The organism is Dyadobacter psychrophilus (assembly GCF_900167945.1).
GTDB lineage: Bacteria > Bacteroidota > Bacteroidia > Cytophagales > Spirosomataceae > Dyadobacter > Dyadobacter psychrophilus.
Genome location: NZ_FUZA01000002.1, coordinates 901,854 through 926,953, shown reverse-complemented (window position 1 = coordinate 926,953; position 25,100 = coordinate 901,854). Strand labels below are relative to the sequence as shown.

General features: G+C 47.4%; 15 protein-coding genes. 6 read left to right on the top strand and 9 right to left on the bottom strand.

The window, feature by feature from the left end; all coding sequences use genetic code 11:
- Positions 1-47: 47 nt before the first annotated feature.
- Together B5X68_RS10820 and B5X68_RS10815 are read right to left on the bottom strand one after the other, a co-directional pair.
- The gene (locus B5X68_RS10820) at positions 48-1,190 is read right to left on the bottom strand and encodes a DUF4249 domain-containing protein (RefSeq protein ID WP_082214688.1); all 1,143 of its coding nucleotides are present in this window, start codon (positions 1,188-1,190) and stop codon (positions 48-50) included.
- A gap of 25 nt (positions 1,191-1,215) precedes the next feature.
- Positions 1,216-2,481 (bottom strand): PD40 domain-containing protein, encoded by a 1,266-nt coding sequence (locus B5X68_RS10815; protein WP_141110265.1) that lies wholly within the window; start codon positions 2,479-2,481, stop codon positions 1,216-1,218.
- Positions 2,482-2,666: 185 nt separating this feature from the next.
- Between B5X68_RS10815 and B5X68_RS10810 the strand changes: the two genes are divergently transcribed.
- The gene (locus B5X68_RS10810; protein ID WP_082214686.1) at positions 2,667-5,087 is read left to right on the top strand and encodes a TonB-dependent receptor; all 2,421 of its coding nucleotides are present in this window, start codon (positions 2,667-2,669) and stop codon (positions 5,085-5,087) included.
- Here B5X68_RS10810 and B5X68_RS10805 read toward each other — a convergent pair.
- Positions 5,084-5,446 (bottom strand): winged helix-turn-helix transcriptional regulator, encoded by a 363-nt coding sequence (locus B5X68_RS10805; protein WP_082214685.1) that lies wholly within the window; start codon positions 5,444-5,446, stop codon positions 5,084-5,086. The genes B5X68_RS10810 and B5X68_RS10805 overlap by 4 nt on opposite strands.
- Before the next feature lie 124 nt (positions 5,447-5,570).
- Here B5X68_RS10805 and B5X68_RS10800 point away from each other — a divergent pair, with 124 nt between their 5' ends.
- Positions 5,571-6,668 carry an alkene reductase gene (locus B5X68_RS10800; RefSeq protein WP_082214684.1) on the top strand — a complete coding sequence of 366 codons (1,098 nt, stop codon included), beginning with the start codon at positions 5,571-5,573 and terminating at the stop codon, positions 6,666-6,668.
- Between the two features lie 75 nt (positions 6,669-6,743).
- On the opposite strand, the gene B5X68_RS10795 is transcribed toward B5X68_RS10800, so the two are convergent.
- Entirely contained in the window at positions 6,744-8,252 is a 1,509-nt protein-coding gene (locus B5X68_RS10795; RefSeq protein WP_082214683.1) for a RagB/SusD family nutrient uptake outer membrane protein, read from the bottom strand.
- Between the two features lie 4 nt (positions 8,253-8,256).
- Positions 8,257-11,313, bottom strand: coding sequence for a SusC/RagA family TonB-linked outer membrane protein (locus B5X68_RS10790; protein WP_082214682.1), 3,057 nt, complete (start codon positions 11,311-11,313; stop codon positions 8,257-8,259).
- 534 nt (positions 11,314-11,847) lie between these two features.
- Here B5X68_RS10790 and B5X68_RS10785 point away from each other — a divergent pair.
- Both B5X68_RS10785 and B5X68_RS10780 read left to right on the top strand, forming a co-directional pair.
- The gene (locus tag B5X68_RS10785) at positions 11,848-14,286 is read left to right on the top strand and encodes an ABC transporter permease (RefSeq protein WP_082214681.1); all 2,439 of its coding nucleotides are present in this window, start codon (positions 11,848-11,850) and stop codon (positions 14,284-14,286) included.
- A gap of 43 nt (positions 14,287-14,329) precedes the next feature.
- Positions 14,330-14,944 (top strand): hypothetical protein, encoded by a 615-nt coding sequence (locus B5X68_RS10780; RefSeq protein ID WP_082214680.1) that lies wholly within the window; start codon positions 14,330-14,332, stop codon positions 14,942-14,944.
- Here B5X68_RS10780 and B5X68_RS10775 read toward each other — a convergent pair.
- Complete coding sequence (locus B5X68_RS10775; RefSeq protein WP_082214679.1) at positions 14,933-16,708, bottom strand: RagB/SusD family nutrient uptake outer membrane protein; 1,776 nt, start codon at positions 16,706-16,708, stop codon at positions 14,933-14,935. The two genes, B5X68_RS10780 and B5X68_RS10775, sit on opposite strands and share 12 nt — an antisense overlap.
- A 43-nt stretch (positions 16,709-16,751) precedes the next feature.
- Positions 16,752-19,922 (bottom strand): SusC/RagA family TonB-linked outer membrane protein, encoded by a 3,171-nt coding sequence (locus tag B5X68_RS10770; RefSeq protein WP_082214678.1) that lies wholly within the window; start codon positions 19,920-19,922, stop codon positions 16,752-16,754.
- Between the two features lie 330 nt (positions 19,923-20,252).
- Here B5X68_RS10770 and B5X68_RS10765 point away from each other — a divergent pair, with 330 nt between their 5' ends.
- On the top strand, positions 20,253-21,605 hold the full coding sequence (locus B5X68_RS10765) for a DegT/DnrJ/EryC1/StrS family aminotransferase (RefSeq protein WP_082214677.1): 1,353 nt from the start codon (positions 20,253-20,255) through the stop codon (positions 21,603-21,605).
- A 53-nt stretch (positions 21,606-21,658) separates the two neighbouring features.
- Complete coding sequence (locus B5X68_RS10760) at positions 21,659-22,984, top strand: ligand-binding sensor domain-containing protein (protein WP_082214676.1); 1,326 nt, start codon at positions 21,659-21,661, stop codon at positions 22,982-22,984.
- A gap of 48 nt (positions 22,985-23,032) precedes the next feature.
- Here the strand turns inward: B5X68_RS10760 and B5X68_RS10755 are convergent, their stop codons facing one another.
- Together B5X68_RS10755 and B5X68_RS10750 are read right to left on the bottom strand one after the other, a co-directional pair.
- Positions 23,033-24,097, bottom strand: a complete 1,065-nt coding sequence (locus B5X68_RS10755; RefSeq protein WP_082215316.1) for a LacI family DNA-binding transcriptional regulator — start codon at positions 24,095-24,097, stop codon at positions 23,033-23,035.
- 151 nt (positions 24,098-24,248) lie between these two features.
- Positions 24,249-25,100, bottom strand: coding sequence for a class I SAM-dependent methyltransferase (locus tag B5X68_RS10750; protein WP_262485867.1), 852 nt, complete (start codon positions 25,098-25,100; stop codon positions 24,249-24,251).

Genomic DNA, 25,100 nt, shown 5'->3' with positions numbered 1-25,100 from the left:
TGAGAAATATAAGCAATTTTTAATTCTCAAAAACCTAACAGGCAACATTACCAAAACGACGGCTTCCTGTTGGTTCCTCCCGCCGTGCGACAATCCGTACACTCGGGAGTTGCCACCAGCACGTAATCTGCTCTCGGTCCCCAGTAGGTAAGCAACAACTGTTGTGTGTTGAAGGCACAAGGGTCGTCCGGAAATCCGGTGCATTGGACCGGGATGGTGTCCGGCTCAGTGCATCTGGGGAAGATGCCCAGGTTTGGGGAAATAGTGATCCGTTTGGTTTCCTCGGTTGAAGCGCTGAAATAGCCAAAAACAAGGTTTTTAGCATCTGCAATATTTTTGATATTTCCGGTGACCTGCCCAGGCTGCGGGTCGAAAAGGCTTCCCGTCAGCTGTGTAGATTTTGATAGTTCTGTCCAGTATTCAAAGGCCTGACGGGACAGGCCGTATTGTCTTACGAGAATGCTGTATTTCCTGAAAAGCTTGTTGGATGAGATCGGGACGGTGTTGAGCGGAAGGTCTTTAATGATGTCATCACTAAGCCGGACGGTGCTTCCCAGCAAAATACTGCCGCTCCTTTTGTTTCCCCAACATTTGGTAATGTTTTCTTTTCTGGAAACGATCTGACTATCCACGATTTCCAGGGCCGAAGAATAGGTCGATTCGTACTCCCAGGTCTCCTCAAACTTCCATCGGTAAAACTGCGTTTTGTTCTGCTCATCATGCGCATTGATGTAAAATATCATCGCATTCTGAACACGGTCAAGTTTGTAGGTAAGGCTGTCAATAGCAGGCGTCCGGCTCACTGTGACAAAATCCGAAAGATATTCCTGCCCATTTTCCGTCCTGATCCGGATCCGGTATTGATCCTGCATATTATAAGAACCCGGCGGCAGCAAGTATGATCCGTCCCCGGACTCAGCAAATGTATACGTTGCCCCTCCTTCCGCTTCAACGGTGACAGAAGCTCCGGTTTCTATTAAGGGCTGGTCTGTTTGATTTATATTTTGCGTCCTTCGCAGTTCAATCCGGCTGCTGTCGGTGCCACCCACATTAAAAAAGCCGTCAACAACCAGATATTGCTCGTCCAGGCTTACTTCCGGTGGTGAAAAAGGGACAATGCAGCTTTCGAGAGTCAGTAATAATACAATTAGATATTTCAGGCTGTAAATGCGCTTTGACAAAAAATTCATAACCAATTCCGGTTCGTTTTAAAACTTAAAGGAATACAGAAAAGTAGCCCCTCTTTCCCCGCTGCGTCGCCATGAAGACCAGTCTTTCATTTCCCACCCAGCGGGGCACATAGTCATCCGATGGGATAATGTCAGGTAACAATTCGACGCGACGCACCTTTCCTGTTGCTACATTCCTAACCCAAAGGCTGTAAGACATGGCTAATGAGTCGGTTCTTGTGCTAAGAAAAGCCAGTTGCTTCCCATCGGGTGAAAAAGCAGGATTTGCATCGATCCACCCGGGTTGTGTTTCAAAATATTTTACCTCGCCACTTCCCTCGGGAGAATAAAGCGAAACTGCAACCCGCCATAGTTTTTGTCCGCTCTCGCTTCGGGCCTTTGATACGGCAATAAACTGACCGTCAGGCGACCAGCTGATATCTGTTGGCCGAATCTGATTGGCCTCGCGAACAGGCATCGGGGGCGTGAGCGGGACCGGCGAGCCGCCCATTGCAGCTATCTTCCAGAGGCGGGATTCCAGGTCGGATACAGTCGTGAAGGCAAGCCACTTTCCATCGGGAGACCAGTCCAAACCCACCATTCCGGCAGCGTTTTCAACCGGAATTCTTTTTGTCGTCGCAGATCCGATATCGTAAATGCTTATTTCATTCCCTGTTCCGGAAACATAGGCCAACTGCTTTCCGTCATTTGAAAATTTAGCCGCTCCGCCCAGCTTGTCCACAAGTTTTGCATCAACGGGTTTTTCATTTTCGAGCCCGGCCAGGTAAAGCGGCGCCGTATATTCACCTGAATTTGCCTGGGTTAATATATTATATGCGGCTTGCTTGCCATCCGGAGTGACATCTCCCCCGATCACAGACTCCGAAACCCCAAATCCGGGATAGAATGCAGATTGGGATAAGAAACCGCTTGTGGCCATCACCGTATTGGAATTCATGGGCGGCGCGGCTTCGGCTTTTGAAACGATCCGGGCTACTAATTGCTCCCCGCGCCCCGCTGCGGGGATATCAATCGATTTTTTGTCGGCGCTGAGTGTCGCGAAAGTTTGAAATGCTCCCAATTCTTCTGTGGTGATCTGAACCTCATATGCTTCGGCTTCCACGTCCGCAACGTCGGGGCAGGGCGCTGTGATGCAAATAAGGCGTACTTCTTCCCAACTGAGCTTATAAACTTTGTCTTTTACGAGAATTTTCAGATTAACCGGCCTTACGCGAAGAGAAGGATCCACCGCTTTTTCTTTACAAGCGCTCCAGACAGTGAGTGAAATGAATAAGAAAAGAAGACGTTTCATGCGTAAACCGGTGACAAGTTTCAGGTCATTTTGAGACACTAATCCTGCCTAAAAGGTTGTGACACTGACGATCTCCTTACATTGGCCGGGTTGCCTGGTAATCCATTCAATATTTATCGCGGCCATCATGCAACATTTCTCACCTTTTTATTCCCTTTGACGCAGACATTAGCCATTGAACTTTTATGAAAAAAATTTTACAGATTACATTCTTGCTTCTCCTTCCATTTTACACCTATTCCCAAAGTTTCACAGTAGGCGGAACCGTCAAAAACCAGCAAGATGAAAAGATTCCGTTTGCAGCTGTTTCCATTAACAAATCGCTGGACTCTTCGCTTGTAAAAGCAGATGTTGCCGATGAGGCCGGCACGTTCAAAATAGCCGGGATTGCAGCAGGAAAATACTTCCTTCGCATTTCTGCCGTCGGTAACAAGCCATTTCAATCTCCTGAATTCGCCGTTACGGAGTCGGATGTGAATTTTCCGGCTTTCAAGCTGCTCGCTGAGACACAACAGTTGAATGAAGTGAAGGTAACCGCGGCCAAGCCACTCATTGAGGTCAAAAGCGACAGGCTCGTCTTTAACATCGAGGGCAGCATTAATGCTACCGGTTCCAATGCTCTGGAACTTTTGCAGAAATCGCCGGGCGTCCAGGTGGACAAAGACGAAAATATCCTGGTGAAAGGAAAGACGGGCGTACGCATTTATATTGACGGCCGGCCCTCGCCCATGAGCGGAAAAGACCTTGCATCGACGCTGAAAAGTATGAATTCAGCCGATATTGAGGCCATTGAGATCATTACCAACCCATCGGCGAAATATGATGCAGCGGGTGATCTTGGCATCATTAACATTCGGCTCAAGAAAAATGTAAAACTGGGAACAAATGGAAACCTGAGCCTGGGCGCGATGTTTGGCATAACACCCAAATACAATGCGTCCCTGAACCTGAATCACCGGGACAAAAAATTCAATGTGTTCGGTTCCTATGGATTTAACCAGGGTGCGTGGCACAACACAACCTACGATGATCAGATATTGAACGGCGTGGCGTATAATAAGATATGGCAGGGAATCTGGCGCGATACCACACACAGTGCAAAGATCGGGGCCGACTATTTTATCAATTCCAAAACCACGCTCGGGTTCAGTGTCGATGGCCGGATCAGCAACCACAACGGCGGCGGGAAAAGTGAAACATTTATCAGCAAAAGGCAGGATCTGCAGGCCGACTCCCTAATGCTTTTTTCCCAAACATCTAACCCGGAAAAAAATAAAAACCTGAACGTAAATCTGAATTACCATTATGCAGACACAACCGGTCACGAGCTCAATGTTGATGCTGACTTTGGTCGTTTTGTGTCGCGCGGGATCAGTTATCAGCCTAATAAATACTTTTTCAGCCTCGATAACAGGGAACCGCTGGAACGGAACTATGTGAGTAAAACGCCCGTAGACATTACGATCCGTTCCTTTAAGGCTGATTATGAACAACGTTTGAATAAAGGAAAACTGGGCTATGGCTTCAAATTATCGGACGTTAAATCGGATAACACTTTCGACTTTTTCAATGTGATCAGCAATGTTGAGGTTATTGATACGAACCGGAGCAACAGGTTTAAATACACCGAGCGTGTTTATGCGGCTTATGTGAATTATAATGTTCCTTTGGGTAAAAAGTGGGATTTGCAGGCGGGCGTAAGGGCCGAACATACCAAATCACTGGGTGACCTTACGAGTTTCAAACATAATGATCTGGACAAAGTGGATACGACGTATCTCAACTTTTTCCCGAGCGGCGCGCTATCCTTTAAAGCTTCCAAAAACCATAACTGGAATTTGAATTACAGCCGCAGGATCAATCGCCCGAGTTACCAAAACCTAAATCCGTTTGAATACCGTGTGGATGAGCTTGTTTATTCCAAAGGCAATCCCTTTCTGAAACCCGAATATGCAAACAGTTTCAAACTAACCCACGTTTACAAAGCCAAACTGACAACCTCACTGGGATACCGAAGAACGCGTTTCCCGGTCGTGGGCCTGCGGATCCCTTACGATAGCAGCAGGACTTATTTCATTACCCAAAACCTGGATCATTCCCAGGGCTTTAACCTGGATGTGAGCATTACAACTGCTATTACCAAATGGTGGGACGTTTATTTCAACATCAGCGGATACCATAATATCTGGAAAGCAGCGCTGGATAATGGCCTGATCATCAATAACAGCACAACAGCATTCAACATGAACGGCCAGAGCACATTCAAGCTGAAAAATGACTGGACACTGGAACTGACGGGCTGGTATAACTCGCCTTACCGACGTATTGATTACAACTGGGCGATGGGCATGATGGATGCGGGCGTCCAAAAGAAATTCTGGAAAAGCAATGCGACATTGAAACTGTCATTCAGCGATATTTTTCATACTGCCAGAGGCGGATATGAATCTGAATATGCGGGAATAAAAACCAATCTCCGTTTCCGTTTCGAAGGCCAGATGCTCAAAGTAAACTTTAATTACCGTTTCGGAAGCAAAGAAATCAATGCTGCCCGCAGCCGGCGCGCGGGCTCGGAAGATGAGTTGAACCGGATAAAAGGGGGTTAAGGCGTTTCAATAATTTTCTCACGATGCTGCTTACCCCACTTGTGCATGGCAATGATCACTTCTGAAAGTGTGTCGCTGTAAGGGGTAAGCGCATACTCCACCGTGACCGGCCTGGTGTTGCACACCGTTCGGGTAACCAGGCCATTCATTTCCAATTCCTGCAATTCCTTGGACAAGATCCTGGGTGAAATTTCGGCTTCCCGGGATAGCTCCCGAAATCGCTTTTTCCCATCTCGCAAAATCGAGATCAAAACCAACTTCCACTTGCCGCCTACCACATCCAGGGTGTCCTGAATGGTCATTCTTGCCTTTGGGCAATGATCTGCATTACCTGTAATGCATATGTGCTGCTTTGCCATGGTATCCTTTTTGTAACTGGTATCCTTTGTGTAACAGATAACAAAAGTATAACATCCCCACCTTAGTTTTGCTATCGCACCTGCAAAACAAAATCAACAATCAATTTTATCAAATCAATTTGAAATGAATCTTTTAAGCGAAATAAAACTAGGAAATAACGTATTGAAAAACAGGATGGCTATGGCGCCCATGACCAGAAGCCGCGCTTCAAACGACGGAGTCGTGAATGCCCTCACTGTTTTATACTATACCCAAAGAGCTTCTGCGGGATTGATCGTTACGGAGGGGATTAATATCTCCGAACAAGCGAAAGGCAGCCCTGCAACACCCGGCATATTCACAAAAACCCAAATTGATGCCTGGAAAAAGGTAACGGAAGCAGTGCATCAAAATGGAAGCGTCATATATGCACAACTTTGGCATACTGGCCGTGTAGGCCACACTTCGGTTAGAAATGGCGCTTTGCCTGTCGCGCCTTCGGCGCTGGCTATTGAAGGGCAGCAGCATTTCACCGGCAAAGGCATGGTTGACTATGAGACACCCGTTGCACTTTCTTACGAGGAGATAAAACAGGTCATTCAGGATTACAGACAAGCGGCTGTAAATGCAATGGAAGCAGGTTTTGATGGTGTCGAGCTTCACGCAGCTTTTGGTTACCTGCCCAATCAGTTTTTGGCTGAAAGCGCTAATCAACGAACTGATGATTACGGCGGAAGTGTAGAAAACCGCAACCGGTTTACATTGGAAGTTATGCAGGCGCTTGTTGATGCGGTGGGTGCAGATAAAGCCGGGATCAAACTTTCTCCTGCCATTCCATATAACAACATTACCCACCAAGAACCGATTCCGCAATTTACCGCGTTAATAGAAGGCCTCGACGAAATGCCACTTGCTTACATTCATTTCATGAACGCAGGTTTTCCGGTCGAAAAATTCCCTCATTATCCTCAGAATATTCTCGAAACATTTGGCAAACTAACCCGTCACACCGTCATCGGTAACATGGGATATACCAGGGAATCGGGTGAAGAGGAGCTTGAAAAGGGCATCGCGAAAATGATTTCCTACGGCGTGTTATTCCTGGCAAACCCGGATCTGCCTAAACGCTTTGAACTGAATGCAGAATTAAATGAAGCGGACAGGAACACCATGTACGGAGGCGACGAACACGGTTACACCGATTATCCGTTTTTAAACGCGGCACGAGAAGTGCAGGCGTAATTTTTGAAAACCTCTTATAAAAAAGGTGGCGCAGGAATTCCCAGCGCCACCTTTTTAACATTTAAACATCCGCTTTCACGGATTTTGGGTCAGTTTTGGATTGCGATCAATTTCCGCCTGCGGTATAAAGAAAATGGTGCGGGCATCGGTTGGTAAAACCTTTTGCGTAATGTTGGTTGTTGGCGTATTGTTCAATGAATGTGTTCCCGGATAATTTCTTTCCATAGGTAAATTATTACGGAACAGGTCATACGAACGGTGCCCTTCGAACGCAAGTTCGAGCCAGCGTTCTTCCATTACTACATCCAGGACTTTTTTCGCGCCCAGATTTCCTACGGTGTAAAGCGCGTTTCCAGATAATCCTGCGCGTTGACGAAGCAGGTTTACATCTTCCAGCGCCGCTGCTGTTTTGCCCGTTTTTGCATTGGCCTCCGCCCGGATCAGGTGCATTTCTGCAAGTCGCAGATACACTGGTGAGCTGAGGTTAATTACGCCTTCCTGCATGGAATATTTGTTAATGTAATACATGGGCGTGGAGGGCGATAACTTTATATTGTGCTGCAAAACGCCGTTAATTGTGTACGGAGAGATAAAGTTGCTTCTCAGGTCGGCTGGATTTTTAGCCAGAAAATCAACATATTTTTTCGAAGCATAAATCTCTGCCCAGCCACTTACACCCTGGCCCTCAGCAGTTCCCGAAGCATCGGCGCTGAAATACATGGATCCGATGGCAGAAAAACCCCTATCCTGCACTTTCGTATGGCGAATCGCGAAAATCGTTTCCTGGTTGCTGGCAGGTGCTGTTTTGAAATAACTGCTGAATTCACCGCCCTGAACCAGCTTGTAACGGCCCGATTTAATAACCAGATCGGCATATTTGATCGCATTCTCATTCTCACCTTTGTACAGATACACACGTGCAAGCAGCGCCTGCGCGACTTCCTTCGACGCAAAAGAATTGGATTTATCCTCTGACATTAAGTCGGCGGCTTTGATCAGGTCCTGGATGACCGAGTCATACACTTCCTTCACCGGACTGCGCGTAATATTATTAATCGCGTCGTCGCTCATTCCGTCCATCAACAGCGGAACGCCTGGGTTATTACCGCCTTCCTGCGTATATGGCCTGCCGAAAACACGCACCAGGTTGAAGTGCATCATTGCTCTCAGATAAAGGTTTTCACCTTTGAGCTGCCGCAAAATCACAGACGATTCGTCCGGAACATAGGCAATGATTTTGTTCGCCGCCGCGATCACCTTATAAGCCTGCCCCCAGAAGTTGGTAGCGTGGCCCGAAGTGTTGATATGCGTGTAACGATAAGCCCGCGTAAGGTCGTCACCGGAAGATTGTCCCTGTGCCACTTCATCACTTGGGTATTCCATCAGGAAATGCACACTGCGAACGTAAGCTGCATTCAGTAATACCGCATAGGTTCCAATGGTAGCCGTTTCTACGTCCGCAGCATTGGTAAGCGCCGACTCTTCGTCAATGGAGGTGGTAGGTTCGTAGTATTTTTCACACGATGCTGTAACGAACAGCAATGCCCCCATTAACAGTAATTTATGTATTGAATATTTTCTCATGATATTAGAATGAAAAGTTGATTCCGATAAGATATTTTTTGCTGATTGGATATCTTAAGCTGGACAAACCCGAGCTTAAATCAACCTGTGATAAAGTAACCTCCGGATCCGGGCCCGAGAACTTGGTTCCCGTCCACAGGTTATCGCCACTTACGAAAACCGACACTCTCGAAAAACCATTTTTACCCAACAGATTATCAGGAAGAGAATAGCCAACACGTACGTTTCTCAGGCGGATATAACTGCCATCTTCCAGATAACGTGAAGAAGATTGGTTGGAATCCTTGTTACCGCCGACAATTGGCTTCGGGTGCGTAACGACATCGCCAGGTTTTTCCCAGCGGCTCCATCCCTTGGCAAGGACCATTTGGTTGTAACTTTCGTAAAGACCGTCGTTATCAAAATAAACACGGCTTTCGTTATACACCCAGTTTCCATAAACGAAGTTGAAGAAAGCGGATACTGTGAAGTTTTTATAGGTCACTGTGTTCGAAAGACCGCCTGTGAACTTCGGAGCAGCCGTTTTTCCAGCGAACTGGCGTGAGTCGGCAGTCTGAGCCTGGTTATACGTGCTGGTAAGCTCCTTGGTGACATTGCCATTCGCATCCTTTACAACTTTTTCCCACTGCGGATCACCATTTTCAGGATTTACACCCGCCCAGATCGGCAAATTGTATTCGTCCATATTGTGGCCGACAGCGATTGGCTGGCGTGCACCGGAATTGAAAACGGTGGAACCATCGCTCAGTTCAAGCACTTTGTTGCGGTTGAAGGCCATGTTCAGGTTGGTTTCCCAATTAAAATCCTTGCCTTTAATGTTGGTGGATGTCAGGCTGAACTCAATCCCTTTATTGCGAATAGATCCCGCATTCACCCAAACATAGCTGTAACCCGTGGTTGCTGCGAGTGGTTTGCGATACAGCAGCTCGCTGGCCTCTTTCACATAGGCGTCAACAACCAGATCGATACGGTTAAAGAAGCTCAGGTCAAACCCAACATTGGATGATTTAATTTTTTCCCACGTCAGGTCCGGGTTTCCCTTCTGAGAAGGAGCTGCGCCCGGAAGTCCGGAATAAGACGCATCCGAAGAGATCGTATACAACCCTAGTGAGGCAAAATTACTGATCCCGTCTGCATTACCCACTGTTCCATTACTTGCACGGAGCTTGGCGAAGGTCAGGGTTTTGTTGTTTTTCAAGAATTCCTCATTGCTTAAAATCCAGGACGCGCCCAACTGGTAGAAGTTCGCAGTAGAATTGTTTTTTCCAAACAAAGAAGAAAACTCATTTACAAAAGAACCAACGAGGAAATACTTGTTGTCGTAGTTGTAATCAGCCTGTCCGAGAAATTTACGAAACCCAACCTGCTCGTTTAATCCGGTTGGGTTGGTGAGGATGTCCGTGGCCACAGACATTACATCGCGGCCAGGCGGCAAACCTTTACCTGCCGCGCTGGTGCTGCTGGAATAAGTGGTTTCAGCTTCGGCAACACCGAGAACCGTGAGGCCGTGTTTACCGAAATCTTCTGAATAACGAATACGGTTCGACGTCAGCAAACGACTCGAATAAGATGTTCCGTTATAAAGCTCACCGCTGTTAGCACCTCCTTGCTTGGTGCGTTTATCATTGTAGCTTGCACTGAGGCCATTCCCGAAATTAATCCGGTTGTAAGAGGACAATGTGATTTTATCGGTCAGCTCGTAATCCAGGTTTACATCCGTTGTAACATTCAGACTTTGCGCCTTGGAATAATTGTACTGCACCGAATGCAGGAAACTTTCGCGGTCGCGTCCCAGCCAGTTCGGGTAAGTCCTGCCATCTATCGGCTGACCGTCCGCATCATAGGCCGGGTCAAACGGAAGATTGTTGTAGGCATCGTATAAAGTATTACTGTTGGCATAATTGTCCTTATTGAATGTTCCATTAAATAAAACCTTGGCAGTAAGCCTGTTGGTCAGCTGCGATTGCAGGTTCGCCCGAAAGTTATAGCCGGTTTTATCATTTTCGATCTGTGTTCCCTGTTCTTTGTAATAATTGGCAGAGATGTAAAAAGTGGTCCTTTCACTTCCGCCGGAAGCAGAAATCGTATGGTTGTTCACAAATCCTGTCCTGAATGCTTCATTCCACCAGTTGGTATTTGTTTGAAGAACCGATGCTTCGCGAGGGTAAAAGGTGCTTTGGAAATCGTATAATTGCTGCGAATTCATCAACCGGAAATTTCCCGTCGTAGCCTGCGCAAAACCCATGGTGTTGGCAAAGCTGATTTGCGTTTTTCCAGCCTTTCCCATCTTGGTGTTCACAATAATAACCCCGTTTGCGGCACGTGATCCGTATAACCCAGTTGCAGCGACATCTTTCAATACGGTAATGCTCTCAACATCCACGGGATTGTAACTTCCGCCAATGTTGCCGTCTACTACAATTAACGGCGAAGTGCCCGCAGAAATCGTCCCTGCACCGCGGATTAATATACGTCCTGCGCTGGTAGGATCACCCGATGCGCTCGAAACCACAACCCCAGGCGCTTTTCCCTGAAGCAGATTAGGAAGTTCGTTGGATGTTACATCCCTTAGTTTTTCATTGTTGATCGTTGAAACGGAACTCGACAGGTATTTTACCTTTTTGGCAGAATATCCCACCACCACGACCTGCTCCAGCTGATTGGATGCAGATGTCAGCGCAATGTCAAACGTGTTTTGCTCGCCTAATGCGGCTTCAACCGGTGCGTATCCGATGTAGCTGAATACCAGCGTAGCATTGCTGATCAGGTTTTCGGGAATGATCAGCGAAAAATCCCCATTAAGATCGGTAGATGCACCAATAGCATTATTACCTTTAATGGTAACGGTTACACCCACGAGCGGTTCTCCATTTTCATCTTTCACTTTACCGGTAACGGTCCGGTCCAGACGGATGACTTCAGCGGTTGCGTGATTTGCAAATGGGAGCGCGATGCTCTGGGGAGAATGAATGAGTGACATCCCAATCATCATTGCGAGCGGATAGCGCAACGAACCTTTTCTGGGGAACCACATTGTTGGTTTGGGCTTAGGTTTTTTCATTGAAGTAAATTTTTGTTTACGTGCCAAAGTAACCGTTTTTTACTTCATATTAATATGGTTGTTTTAAAAATAATGCAATTTTTCATTTGCCAATTTTCTGCATTCCCATATAAATTTTGGTCTTTTACCGCGTAATGCAGCTTTTTTGAACATTTTAGTGTTCTCGAAAACGCAAATTGTGTGTACGTAAACGCATCTTTTTATTTTGATAATAATTCGTAAAGCGGACTTAGCCTTTCACAACTTACTGTATTTAGCTCAACTTGGATTAACCATATTGAACACTGATTTGCCAATGCGAAAAATACGGACTTCCTGCGCTTGTTTCCTCGAAACCTCCTGTGATCCCGCTCCCTGATTGTATATATAATGTTCTAAATATTATAATAATGTTCATACTGGCTGTAAAATGTTCAATATCGAACAGATAGTACATTCATTTGTCAGCTAAATAACTGACTTCTAATGACTAACGAAAACGGCATGGATTTTTTGAAAACCATCATATAATACAAACCCATTATCACCAGGATCATGACCGGGAGCTACTTCAAAACTTCGGCGCGCAGCCTGATGCGCAATAAACTGTTCTCTTCCATCAACATTGTGGGCCTCGCCGTAAGTATGTCGGTCGGATTACTGCTGATCGCTTTCGTACTTGACCTGCGTTCGTATGACAAATTCCATGAGAATGGTGACAGGATTTACCGTATCACCAACGTAGCGACTTTCAAAGGAGAGCAAGGCAGCGGCAAATATTCCTCGACATCCCTGAAAACCGGCAAACTAATCCGCGAAAAAGTGACCGGTATCGAAGAAGTGGTTACCATTCGAAACGACTTTTTACAGGATGCGCGCGTGGGTGATAATGTGCTCCCTATCAAAGGATTTTGGGCCGAGCCGTCTATTTTCAGGATGTTTACATTCCCCATGCTGGAGGGCAATCCCGAAACAGCGCTGAAAGACCCCTACTCGATCGTTCTGACCGAAACGGCGGCAAAAAAGTTATTTGGTAACAATTCCGCGCTCGGTAAGTCAATTAAATTCGACACGATCGATTACCAGGTCACGGGTATCATGAAGGACGTGCCGTTCTTTTCCCATATCAGCTTTGAAGCATTGGTTTCGCTGTCCACAGCACGCCAACTTAATAAAAATGACAAAAATTTCGAGGACTGGGCAAATATGTTTTCGAACTCAGTGTATGTCATGTTGCCCGAAAATGCAGATCTCGCATCGGGCAGGGCATCCATTCAGTCGCAGCTGGACGCCATTGCAAAAGAAGAAAATCTGGCCGAGGAAAAAACTAAGATCCGGTTGGAGCTGCTTCCTTTACACAATATTGTAGTCGGGGAAAATCTTCATTCCGGCTCTATGAGTGGCTCTTCGGGTCCTCATATGCCTCCTGTTGTTATATGGATTCTGGGTGGTCTTGCGCTGGTGGTCATATTATCAGCGTGTTTCAACTACACCAATCTTTCCATCGCCAGGGCCATGCGACGGTTTAAAGAAGTTGGGCTTCGCAAAGCCATCGGTGCACAAAAGTATCAGATCAAGCAGCAGTTCCTGGCCGAAGCGATTATGATCTCGCTGTCTGCACTGTTGCTTTCATTTGTGCTATTCCTGATATTGCGGCCGCAACTGATCAATATGGCCCCGGAGATGCAGCGCACTGTGAAACTGAATCTCACGCCTGCAATGGTCGTGGCTTTCGTCCTCTTTTCGGTAACGGTAGGCATTATTGCCGGTATAATGCCTGCCGTATTTTTTTCAAAAGTCAGTGCGATCAATGCGCTCAGGAACGTGTCGTCGGTGAGGTCGTTTAAACCAGTAACATTCAGGCGGGCACTGGTGGTGATTCAATACACAGTCACATTAATTTTTATAACAACCACCGTGGTTGGTTATGTGCAGTATAAGAACATTCTGGCTTTTGATCTCGGATTTAATACAGAGAACATTCTGAATATCAATATGCAGGGCAATAAACCCGATGCAATGGTGAAGGAACTGAGTGAAATGCCGGAAGTGACTGCGGTATCCCGGTCGCTGATCGTTACGAGCGTTGGAAATGCCTGGGGCGGCTACATGAAATATAAAGATTCCCGCGATTCTGCATTGGTTATGACCAATAATGTAGACGAAAACTACATGCCGCTGCATGGGTACAAGCTCATTGCAGGCGGAAATTTCATAGGACGCCCCGCCACAGGCGACGGCGCCCGGGAACTGATTGTCAATCAGCAGTTTTTGAAGCGCTTCAACATTGGTAACGGCGATCCGGCGAAGGCAATCGGCGAAGAGATTACATTCAGTAATTTTAAATTAAACGACCACCGGATGAGCATTGTCGGCGTCATGAAAGACTTTCATTATGGCAAAGTTGAAAACCTGATAGAGCCCGTTGCATTCATGTTCTGGACGCCGGAAAATGGCGCAGTTGTGAATGCTAAAATACAAAGCAAAGACATGATGGCAACCATGGCAAAAATTGAATCCACCTGGAAAAACATTGATCGTGTTCATCCGTTAAAAGCTGAATTTTATGAGGAATCCATAGAAGAAGCATACAGCGAATTTTCAACAATGATAAAAATCATTGGTTTCCTTTCATTCCTTGCCATTTCCATCGCTTCCATGGGGCTGTTCGGAATGGTGGTATTTACCACTGAAACGAGGCTGAAAGAGATTGGCATCCGCAAAGTAATGGGAGCAAGCTCGGGCAATCTTGTGTATTTGCTGAGTCGCGGTTTCTTGGTCTTGTTATCCATATCCGCACTTATCGCGCTGCCCGTTACCTACCTGTTCTTCGAAAGCTTCGTACTCACCAGATTCCCATATCACACGCCCGTGCAAATCTTCGAACTCTTTGCAGGTTTACTGACTGTATTAATTATAGCCTTTATCATGATCGGTTCACAAACAATGAAAGCCGCAAGGAGCAACCCGGTTGAGGTTTTGAAAAGTGAGTAAACGAAGGTTACATCTGGCTTTTTTTGCTTAAAACCAGATATTTATGAAGCCTGTATATCCGTTTGCAATTTTATTTGTGGTTTGCATGAGTTGTGCAAAACAGCCTTCATTGCCACCAGATACCAAGTTCAATGTCACAAGCCGTCTAAACGATTCTTTGTGGTATGGAACCGGAAAAGTGCTCCGTCTTCGAAAACAAGGGGAAATGCCAGAAAAGGTCAAGACATTTAATTTGGTGATCTTCACAGACATTGACTATCCCGGTATGGGGGGCGGACCCAATCCCAACACTGCCAACGGTTGCTTGGATCCCGAGTGTACGAAAACGCAAAGTCTGGTCATTTATAATATTCCATTAAAAAAGCGCCGGAATAATATTAGGAAAATTAACCAGCGCGGGGGTACGGATAATTACTACGCAGCACTTTCTTATATCGGCAATGCGGGCGGTCTCACCAAACGCTATATTTACCAGAACGATAAACCGGGATGGATCAAAATCACTAAAATTGATAAAGCTTCCGGGACAGTAAATGGGAACTTCAATTTTATGTTTCGTGATGACAAAACGCAAAATACAATGAAGGAATTACCCGAAACCGCCCGCTTTTCAGATGGGCGATTTCGGATTAAAATTACAGATGTGTTACTGCGGTAAAACCTCTTCCAGCGGCGGAACATTCTTGTCTGCCCCTACGTAGCCTTTGTTTTGATTGATCCGGCCCTGGGCGTTTGCGGTGATCATGTTGTCGGCGATGGGCCACTGAAAATTGTAAGGAGCGATCCGCGGGCTTTGACCCAAAAATGAAAGATCGGTATAATGGTCGTAAAAATTATTGTGCTTGTCCACACGGTCGAAGAACCAGTTTTTTTCATGAATGCTGGCCAGACTATAACCATTAAGCCCTTTCGAGGCCATAATGTATGAAACCCGGTTTAACTCATTCTGCCGCGGCTCTTCTGCAAAAAGTTCACGGGCGCGCTCATCGAAAATATAGTCGATCGTTACATCGCCAGCCTTTATTGGCAATGCTTTGGCGCGTATTCTCACCTGATTGATATCTTCTGCAGCGGCAGCCATTTGTCTCAGCCAGTAATGTGCCTCTGCTCTCAGCAAATAGGTTTCTGCAAGCCTGAAAATATACCAGTCGCCGTTGCTTCCCAGCGGAATTCCGGTTTGTCCGGGTTTATTGGGCACATATGTCTTATACCAGGGCATAGCAAAAATCCGGGCCCAGTATTCCGACGGCACATCCATATTTTTAGGATCAAATGGCTTGCGATACTGGCTGGACGCCGGGTTATTGTAAAATAATTCCTCACGGTCCCACCAGTTGATGTTCGCGCGTCTGAGATCCGGTGTTGTCTTATAATTGAAACCATTTTCCTTCCAGATGTTATACGCCTGATAATCCGTTATCGCCACATCGCAATTTCCGCGGCCCAGGGAATCGTAGAGCGTCCCGGAGGCGATCATCCCCAAGTTTCCATCTTTGTCCTTGGCAACCGCATTGTTGTACCACGCACAATGGTAAACGCGCATGGTAAAAAGCCCTACTGTCCGGGCTGCCTGCGGTGCCTCCCAGCGATCTACAAAAGCGAGGATCGTCTCCTTATTTGCAGCAATATTCTTGTTTTCCGGGCGGTGCAGGTCCCAGATCACATTTTTGCTGGCCACGCCTGCCTCGCTGCCAAAACGGCTGCTCATGAGCGCATAGGGCCCGCTGATCACGCGCGTGGATGCCTCAATGGCTTTTTGGAATTCCATGTTCGCCAGGTAAATTTTGGTCAGCAAATGATCCGCAGCTCCCTTGGTAGGAATTCCCGGGCCGGCAGTTACTGGCATCCATTGTGTTGCAAACTCCATATCTGCCTGGATTTTGTCCAGAATGGCCCAGCGCGAATGTGTCTTGAAATCCAGCTTCACGCCTTTCACTTCTTCCTGCACAAATGGCAGGTCTCCGTAGTTCCCAACCAACCGGTAGTACCAGTAAGAACGGTGCCAAAGCGCCTCCGCCAGAATCTGATTTTTTTCCTCTTCACTCTTCCAGGTAATGTTGTCAATGCGGCTGATGATCGTATTGGCATTCTTGACCATAGCGAAAATATCATTGATCTGCGTTACAAACTGCTGATAATTGTCCGAATTAGGCGTCAGCATTGTGAAGTCCATTTGCAGCCAGGGAACACCTGATTCCGAGGCGGCCGACTGGTGGGCCATGAAATTCTTCTGCGCAGTCTGCTCGCGTGTGAGGTCTTTTCTCATGGTGATCAGCAGGGCTTCATAACCTTGCTTATCGACGAAAACATTCTCGGGTGTGAAAAATGAAAGCGGTTCAGGTTTGAGAAAATCCTTGGAACATGAGGTCAGCAGCCACGCGAACCCCATTAAGCTGGCGAAAATGAATTTATTTGATCTCATTTCTTTGCTGTTTAGTATCTGGTTAAATGTTTTGGGAGGCCGGTTAAAGCGAAAGGTTCAGGCCAAATGTGAATGTCCGGGGCATAGGAGTATTTCCGGATTCGGGATCCCAGCCAGGCCATTTGGTAAATGTGAAAGCATTCCTGACTGCTCCGAAAACCCGCACATCCCGCATTTTGATCTTCTCGGTAAGGTCAGAAGGCACCGAATAACCCAGCGAAATATCCTGTATCCGCACGAATGCAGAGGATTTGTAGGGCATAAGCCCGCCTCCGAAAGGCGATTTGTTGTTACCAAGTCTTGGGAATTCGTTGGACCTGTTCTCAGGCGTCCAGTAATCATAGTTGGCTGTGCTCCGGCGGTCGAATGTCGAATATTCTGCAATCGCCCAGGGGAATGCACGAAGGTGTCCCAGATCGGCACGGACGAATATGGAGGCTGAAAAATGTTTTAGAAAAGTAATATCATTCCTAAGTCCGAAGAGCGAACGCGGAACGGTGTAACCGATAAATGTTTTGTCCTGTAAAGCTTCCAAAACACCGTTTCCATCCAGATCTGCAACCTTGTAATCCCCTGGTCGGAGTCCGTAGGCTTTGGCTAGTTCCGCCTCTTCTTCCTGCCAGATTCCCTGCACGTCGTAATCCCAGATCGCGTCAATGGAATGTCCGGGGAACCATTTGTTAGTATAATCCGGCACTTCTCCTTCGTGCGATTCGCCTTGCAGTACATAGCTTCCCGTGTTGCCAAATAGTCTGGTGATTTTATTTCGGTTTAATGAAAAGATCAGCGATGATTCCCAATTGAAGTTGTTTTTTTGCACATTCACTGTTTTCACCGTCAGCTCCAATCCGCGGTTACTCAATGCGCCAATGTTTGTCGTAACTTGATTAAACCCGGTAATGCTGGGCAGCGAACGCCGCACCAGGAGCTGGCGCGTATTGCTCATATAATAATCCATGGTCACCTCGATCCGGTTTTTAAACAAACCTGCATCCACACCGAAATTAAGCGATTCTGTTTCTTCCCACGACAAGTTAGAATTGGCCAGCGTGGAAGTGTAGACGCCAACAAGCGTCGCCGAACCATTGTAATAAGGCGAAGCGCCCAGCTGCGAGAATGAAGCATAAGGCCCTATTTCCCTGTTCCCGTTTCTGCCCCAGGAGGCACGCGCTTTCAGCTGGTCAAAAATGTTGGATTGGAAAAACGATTCCTTGTGCACCTGCCAGGCCAATGCGGCTGCCGGGAAATAGGCATAAGGGTTACTTTGACCGAAACCGCTGTAACCATCGCGTCTTATCGAGCCTGTGATCAGATATTTGTCGAGCAATGTATAGTTCACGCGGGCCATGAGTCCATCTCCCGTATAGCGGATGTCGTTCGTATACATTGTGGGTTTGTCACCATACTGCATGCCGTGCACGCCCAGGTTCGCACTCGGTGCAAATCCCTGGTTGGTAAGGCTGTCACCCCATGACTTGAACTGCTCCATATTATAAAGCAATGTTACATCGAACTGGTGCGACCCGAACTTTCTGTTCCATTTGATCAGGTTGTCCATCAGCCACTCCGACGAACTCATGTTCTCCCTTCTCGCAAACCCGCCCGAATAGGTTTGAGAACCCATAACCGTTTGCGGCGACCAGAAATTATGGTCTTTGGTAGCGGTCATCCTGGGCTGGAACGAGAGCCGGTATGTGATGCCCAGCGGCAGTTTGATTTCTGTATAAAGTGCTGCGAAAATGCTGGAAGTAGTAAATAGGCGGTCCTGGCCTTTGTAATTGATCAGCGGATTTTCTGCTCCGCCTACATAGCCATTGGGATACAATTTAATCGATCCGTCTGCATTGTAAGGTGTTGAATATGGGCTGGCCGTGTACATACTCGCCAATGATGCCACCACTGAACTTTCGTCCCGGAACGCGTATTGGGTGTTAAGGCCAACATTGAGCCAGTCTGTCACTTTCAGGTCGAGGTTCAGCCGGGAGCGGATCGTGGAGAATTTGTCGCCTTTAATGATCCCTTCATTATTCTGGTAACCAAGTGACCAGTAATAGCTTAACTTATCCGAACGTCCGCCAACACTAAGGTCGTATTCCTGCCTGATCCCATTTTGAAGTACTTCCTTTGCCCAATCGGTCGTCTGCCCGGAAGTGTAGCTTTCTATTTCCTCCGGGAAGAAATTCAGCCTGCTGAGCCATTCACGCGTGTTATCCGCGTTCGGATTAGCACTCGCAGCCCGCCACTGGTCCAGGGTAACGCCCGCCGGCAGTTGTTGCGGATTAAAGTAAAAAAATGCTGGCCGGGTCCCGCCGAGAGTTTGCAGATAATCCCTGCGATAATCCAGATATTGCTGTGGATTCCGGTAAGCCACTTTATCCGAAGTAACCTGGGTAACCCCTACCCTCGTCGACAAATTGATCGTGGGTTTGCCGGAAGTGCCTTTTTTGGTTGTAATTAAAATAACACCACTGGCTGCACGGGCACCGTACACTGCCGCCGAGCTCGCATCTTTAAGGATATCCATGGTCTCAATGTCATTCGGATTAATGTCCTTAATACTGCCATTGAAGATCACGCCGTCGAGCACCACCATCGGCGAGGTTGCCGCATTCAATGAGTTGACGCCCCGGATCTCCATAGAACTTCCACCGGCCGCAGAAGTTCCCTGGTTTGCCTGGAAACCTGCCACCGTTCCCGTCAGCATATCAGTAAGCTGGGTCATAGGCTGATTTTGGAAAGCCTTGGCATCCACCCGTGCGATCGATCCGGTGAGATCGCTCTTTTTAGCCGTTCCATATCCGATCACGACCAGCTCGTCCAACGCCTTGGAATCATCTTCCATGACGACATCGATTTGGGACTGATTACCCACCGAAACCTCTCTGGTAACGTACCCGAGAAAGGAAAAAATAAGTGTGGCGGTGTTATCGCTTACTTCAATCTGATAGTTTCCGTTCTCGTCGGACAGGCCGCCGCGTTGGGTGCCTTTTACCAGAATGCTGACACCCGGAAGCACCTCGCCTTTTGCATCGGTGACCTTCCCTTTTACCAGGACTGCCGCTGTTTCATGAACTGGAACCAGGTATTTCTCCCCGGCATATCCGGATGCTGCGGGTAGATGCAGGCAGAGCGTAGAACAGAGCAAAATACGGCAGAGCGTCGGGCTGCGCCTTGCAAATTTGCCGGAATTAGGGGGTTGTAAAAATGGCTTCATGCTTTCTAATGGGCTTAGTTACGTGTACGTTACCGTCAAATGTATAAAAAGATAACTAATTACCAAGTAATGGCTTCACATTTTTACATTATTCTGATATTATTCATATTAAAGAAATATTATATGCACAAATTCAATAAACGCAGAAATAATATACTGAGTGCTTAAACACATTTGCCTCGCTGCTTACGGTACATTCAGTCCCTGAGGCAGCCAAAATTTTTTATTTCAGATTTAAACACATGATTTAGAACTTATACTACCTTTGTTAACGTACACGGAAAGTCATCTGCTTCCGACATTGCCTGAGAATTCTAAACCAACACCTTCATGAAAAATCAGCTTACAAGAAGAGAGTTTATCAAGAAGAACGCCCTGACCGGTCTGGTAGCGGGATTACCCGTGAGCCTGCTGGCAAACCACAATGCGCAGCCCGCCATCCTGGGAGGTGCACCCGCCTGGAACAAGAACAACTGGCCCATTTGGCCGCAATGGAACCCTGAAACGGATGAAAAAGAGTTAATTTCCGTCATCAGGAGCGGAGTATGGTCGCGGGCGGCAATGGTTACGGAGTTCGAAAAGCAATGGGCTGCAGCGGTCGGCACGCAACGTTGCCTGGCGGTTGTGAATGGAACAAATGCATTGGTTACCGCCCTCGCGCAATATGGTATCCAGGCTGGCGACGAGGTGATTGTGCCTCCTTATACTTTCATTGCCACCGTTTCAGCAGTGTTAAGCAATGGTGCATTGCCCGTGTTTGTGGACGTAGACCCGGAAACCTTCCAGATCGATCCGGCCAAAATCGAAGCGAAGATCACACCGCGCACCAAAGCGATCATCCCGGTGCACATTCTTGGCTTGCCGGCGGATATGACACCGATCATGGCCATCGCAAAAAAGCATAACCTCGTCGTGATCGAGGATGCTTGCCAGGCACATTTGGCTGAGTATCAGAACAAAAAAGTCGGAAGTATCGGTAATGCAGGTTGTTTTAGCTTTCAAAACTCCAAAAACCTGGCTGTCGGCGAAGGCGGTGCGATCGTGAGCAACGACAATGCATTTATGGACCGCTGTTTTTCCTTTACCAATTTTGGAAACCCGTATGGCACTGCGGTGGGCTCTGTCAGTACGGGCAGCACCATGCAGGGCACCAAACTACGCTGGACGGAATACCAGGCTGCAATCGGACTGGCGCAGCTTCGGCGTCTTGAGGCGCAAACCACACTCCGAAATGAGAACGCTGCTTACCTGAAATCCAAAATAAAAGATATCCCCGGCATCCGCCCCTACCGCCTTTACGACCAGGTGACCCGGGCGGCATTCCACTTGTTTCCGTTCCGTTATGAAGCGCAGGAATTCAAAGGACTTTCACGCGCCGACTTCCTGGAAGCGCTTCGCGCTGAGGACATTCCCTGTTCGTCCGGTTATGCCGTACTGAATACCCAGCCGTTCCTGGCCGACACCTTTAAGTCCAAAATTTACCAGAATGCCTATTCAAAGGAAACGCTGAGCAGCTATAACGAACACAATCATTGTCCGCAGAATGATCAGCTGTGTAAGGAAGCCGTATGGTTTACCCAAAACATGCTGCTGGCATCCCGCAACGATATGGACAGAATTGCCTCGGCCATTGAAAAAGTGTATCAAAACGCTGAACAAATTAAAAAACGGGCCAAAAATTAAATCAAAGCCTTTTCAGACCATCCAAACCCGATTCCCTTTTAACCAAATCATTGATGATAACATTGACCAAAACTACGGCTGAACCTGCAAGTACGCAGCCGCACCTGACCGCAAACCCTTACTACTCAGGATTTCCCCTGGCACACGACACCTATAATGCCATTACCGCAGCCAGCGACGGAAATATTTACTACGTCCTTTGCTCTGAATCTTATGAAACAGGCGGACAAATGTACCGTTATGACCCGCTCACCAACCAGACGCATTTTTTGGCAGATCTTACAGAAATTTGCGGTGAAAAAGACCTTAAAGCCATTCCGCAAGGCAAAAGCCACGTCCGTTTTTATGAGCATGAGGGCAAGCTTTATTTCGCAACCCACCTGGGAGTTTACGAAATGATCGATGGCATGGAACGCCTGCCCGTGAATCCGCCACTGGGCTGCAAACATTATCCGGGTGGTCATTTTATTTCGTATGACCTTACTACCGGAAAGTTTGAGGACCTGGCACTGGCGCCGGAAGGGGAAGGGATATTGACGATGACCATCGACAAAGCACGCGACCACATTTTCGCCCTTACCTGGCCACTGGGCTATCTGCTGGATCTCGACCTGAAAACGGGCGCACTCAAAAATCTCGGGCTTACCTGCGGAAAGGGGGAAGGCGGCACCGTGGGCGATGATTACCGGGTAATTTGCCGGTCGATGTTTGTAGATTCAAGGTCAGGGAATGTTTATTTTTCTAATTCGGAGGGAGATATCCTTAATTACAAGCCTGGAACGCCCGCCTTTGAGCTGTTGGAAAACGCAGACCTTCGCCTCGATTATTTTGGTCATTATGACCCTACCAGGCCGGGTTCAATGGGTTATAACTGGCGGAAGATATTCTGGCACGAGGAAGAATCGGTGGCGTATGGGGTGCACGGTAATTCGGGTTACCTCTTTCGTTTTGACCCTGAAAAAGAAGAAATAACGGTCTTGGACCGCATCACATCGCTTCCCTCCCGGAAAAGCGGCATGTATGACCAGTTCAGCTACGGATATCTTGGCTTTCAACTTGGTCCGGATAAAGAAACGATCTACTATCTGACGGGCGGGCCGATTTATGAGAATGGTCGGCGCGTAAAAGGTGCTTCTCAGATCGCAAAAGGAGCAGCAAAAGGGCTCGAAAATTTACATTTAGTCACTTACCACATTCCAACTGCCCATTACCAGGACCACGGACCTATTTTTTACGCCGACGGTTCCCGGCCAACATATGTCAATGCCGTCACCATTGGTTCTGACGGGTCGGTTTATAGCCTGGCGCGGTTCATGCATGAAGGCAGTGAAATCCAGGATCTGATCCGCATACCGAATCCTTTTGCGCAGCATCATTGATACAATTACCGCAACGGTTCGATGGAAGTGCTTTGTGCGAAACCTCGCTCAGTTGCGGTAAACGTGAAAATTTGTACGGGTAATGATATCAATAGGCATAAACTCCTTTCTTTCCGGGATCGCGCCGTAAGCCAGATGCTGATACAATGTGAGCATTGCGCGATATGCCTGCTCCACCGGCTTTTGACATATCAAGAAGTCGATTACGCCTTTTTCGAGGTAAGCCAGATTTTCATCAATATAATCATAACCGATCAGCAGGACTTTTTTCCCTGCCTTTTCAAGAAATCTGGCCACTGCTGAGACACGGGAATTGGTTACGAAAACTATTTTGATGTTTCCTGCAAGAAGAAACTCCCCCGCAAGGTGTTCGTCTATGGATGTTGGATCCGTTTTGCGGATGTCAACCTTACGAATAACCGGAATGGGTGATTGCGTTTGAAAATAGGCCCGGAACCCTTCTTCTTTTTTTAACAAATGGTGATGGCCATCGATTTCCTTGGAGATATTGACAATCAAAATTTCATCCCCTGGCTGGACTAGGTAACTGGCCAGATGGCCGCTGAGATATCCGCTGTCAAACAGATTTGGGCCTGTGTAGTTGATGCTTTCATCATTCGGCAAATCCGAGTCGATGAGCACATAAGGAATTTCCAACCGCTTGCACGTGCGCGAGAAGCTCACAGATTCTTCTATGAATGACGGTGCGAAAAGGATCCCATCCGGTTTGCTTTGCAGTATAATGCCTGTTTTTTCAACAAACGAACCAATCGAATCCTGATCATAAAAATAATGGTCACTTACGATTCCTTGCTGTCCAAGCTCTGCACTGGCTTTCTCGATACCCTGTAATGGTGCATGCCAAAAGCTCGTTTCCGCCGATGCTGTGGGAATGAGGGTAGCTATGCGCAGGGTTTTGCGTGATGCAAGCCGTTTGGCCAGCAGGTTAGGCTGATAGTCCAGCTCACTAATGATCTGCAGAATGGTTTCCCTGGTTTTTTTCGCTACGCCGGGCCGGTTATGGATCGCCCTGTCCACCGTCCCAATAGACACATTTGCCCGACGCGCAATTTCTTTTACCCCAACCAGTTCTTCCGACTCCTTTTTATTCATGTTCACTTTTTCAAAATACGCACGCAAATTAGTAATTTTTAAAATGAAACCCCGTTTCAACGCGTCGTTAACCTACACAATAATACAAACAAGGCTGTTCACCACTTCGCTTTCGCATCGTGGGAACAGCCCTGTTGAGCGTACCGTTTTTTTATTTAGACACCGTCACTTTCAGGAATGTAGCGGGAATGGAAGTCGTGTTTTTGTCTGAACTCTGATTCTGACTTTCGAACAAAGCCTCCAACTCACGCTGCAAATCGGCTTCTTTTCCATTTTTTTCTGCCGCTTCAAATGCATTCATCGTTGGTCCGTAATATTTCCTGAATGTATCCAGAAAAACGGCAGGCGAGAAAGGCGCCTGAAATGTGAATGTTTCCCTTTCGAATGAAATGCTGTCCTTATTCGCGCCGGCGGCAACGAACCGATCTGTAACATTGCTCTCCACGCCCCAGAGCATCGGACTCACAAAACCTTCCGGTGGCGCGGGTGTATAAGCGGAGCTCACTTTCAGGATTTGCGCAACGAGCGTAGGGTCGCCTGGGATCCAGTTGCCCATCACGATCCGTCCACCGGGCCGCGTCACGCGGAACATTTCTTTGGCTACATCAAATGGCTGGGGCGCGAACATGGCACCGAAAATACTTACTACCAGATCAAAATTGGCATCCGGAATGTCGCTCAGATTAATCGCATCGCCCTCGCGGAATGTAATGTTGGTCAATCCCTCTGCTTTTACACGGGCGTTGCCGGCTTCGACAAGGTTCCTGGCAATGTCTACGCCTTCCACATCAGCGCCCATTTTGGCGGCGGGTATGGCGGTGGTGCCGTCGCCACAGCCCAGGTCGAGCACTTTCAGACCTTTTGTGATCCCCAATTTTGATACCAGTGCAGAACCGCTTTCACGCATTGTTGCTGCCAGACGAGTGAAATCACCCTTTTCCCAAAGTGCTTTGTTTGCATTCATTTTATTTTTCGTTTTTGTTAATAGATACTGATTTGAAAT